2 protein-coding genes are annotated in these 1,629 nt (G+C 67.6%); both read right to left on the bottom strand.

The features are described from left to right. Positions 1–574 precede the first annotated feature (574 nt). Positions 575–1,285, bottom strand: coding sequence for a hypothetical protein (locus G5B31_RS20860; RefSeq protein ID WP_165020109.1), 711 nt, complete (start codon positions 1,283–1,285; stop codon positions 575–577). Next, the coding region (locus G5B31_RS20865; protein WP_165020110.1) for a hypothetical protein at positions 1,282–1,629 on the bottom strand (348 nt) is incomplete at its 5' end. The genes G5B31_RS20865 and G5B31_RS20860, both read right to left, overlap by 4 nt.

Here is a 1,629-nt window from a genome sequence, read left to right on the forward strand (position 1 = left end):
ACCCGCTCCAATCAATCCCATAAGCGTTTGATTTTATTGAATAAATCTTCAGCCGAAGATATGCGCTAGCCGGTCCGCTATCCATCACAGACTTTCCTAGATGATAACGGGTGCAAGCGCATTAGACAGGAAAATGCGCCCCGGCGCTGATCGCCGAGGCGCTTAGCCGGTCATCCCATCGCGTGGATGTCGGCCAGCAGGGCCAGCTAGGAGGGTTGCCCGGCATCCGTTCCCCCCTGCACCGCCGCCGGAGCGGCGGCGCGGCAGCTTTGGCGGCAAAAATTTTCCACCCGGCTGTCGGGCTGCGCCTGCTGACTGAGGTTCGCCCCCGGCGCCTGTAGTTGCTGTCACGCAACGCCGGGGGCTGGCCGTCAGGGAACTGAAGACGGCTTGTGCTGCGCTGCTGGGTCGTGGGGAAGTAACAGCGCCGCGCAGCCGAAGCCTAAGCGCCGCAAAGCCGTATGGAAGAACAACCTTAGGGCATGGGCAATCATGCCTAGACCGCTTCCACGTCGAGCGGCATCTTTTTGCCGTCCTCCGGGACGGTCTTCCTCAGGCGCGGCAGAGTTGAGGCTTACTCGCCCGTCCTTGCTAGATCGACCGTCACGCCGACATCGCATCTTCCAAGGCCCGCAGCGTCGATCACCGCTTGCGAAACCCCCTCGGTGCGCACCTGCAACTGCACGAGGATGCGGACGAGGCGCGGGTCGATCAGGCGGGCGTCGTAGGTTACGCCGATCTTCACCAGGGACGCCGCGCCGGACTCGCTGGCCGACGGTCCCTGTCCGGTGAAATGTGTCTCGCTCACGCGGGTCCAGTCGATGGCGCGGGCCGTGCCCTCCATGCGGATGCGGTCGGGGTGGAAGCTGCCGCCCCAGGCGATGTCGCGCGGGAAGACCAGCGCCTGCGCCAGCGGCTCCAGCGCGGCGTCCAGCCCGGCCGGGCATTGCGAGACCCGGCGGTCGGCGACGGTGCCGATCCAGGACCCGTCCTCGGGCACCATGGCGTCGAACAGCTCCAGCGGGCATTCGCCGTCGCCGCCGGCGGCAAGGTCGATCTCGGGCAGGGAAAGGCTGCTCCAGACATAGTCGCCGTTCAGGCGGACGAGGACGGTGCTGCCTTCCGGCGCAGGCGTTCCGAGCAATAGGCCGGCCTCTTCCATCGTCACGGCCGACAGCGCGCAGCGGCAACCCTCTGCCCCGCAATCGGCGACGGTCAGTTTCTCCTGCGCCAGCGCGGGCGCGGCAGCCAGAACAGCGGCAAGGATCAGGGCAGGGCGGGTCATTCGGCGCTCCATCCGGGGACGAGGGTGGACATCGGGTCGTCGCCCTGCGGCCGGAACGGGGCTCCGCCGAGGCCGGGCGCAGCGGTGGAGGCCAACGACAGGCTCGGCAGGATCACGGCCAGCGCGGCACCCGTTCCGCTGTCCTCGACGCCGAAGACGCAGATCGGGCCGAGGGCGCTGCCGTGGCAGGGTCCGTTGCTGTCCAGCCATTGCAGCGGGTTCAGGACCAGCATCCTGCCCTCCGGTCCGGCAAAGGTGGCGGTCGGCACATCGGCCGCAACCCCGGCCGCGGTTTCGGCGAAGAAGGCCTCGGTCACGCTCCAGCCTTCGGGCAGCGAGACGGA

It is taken from the genome of Rhodobacter sp. SGA-6-6 (assembly GCF_011043545.1).
In the GTDB taxonomy this organism is placed as follows: Bacteria; Pseudomonadota; Alphaproteobacteria; order Rhodobacterales; family Rhodobacteraceae; genus Pseudogemmobacter.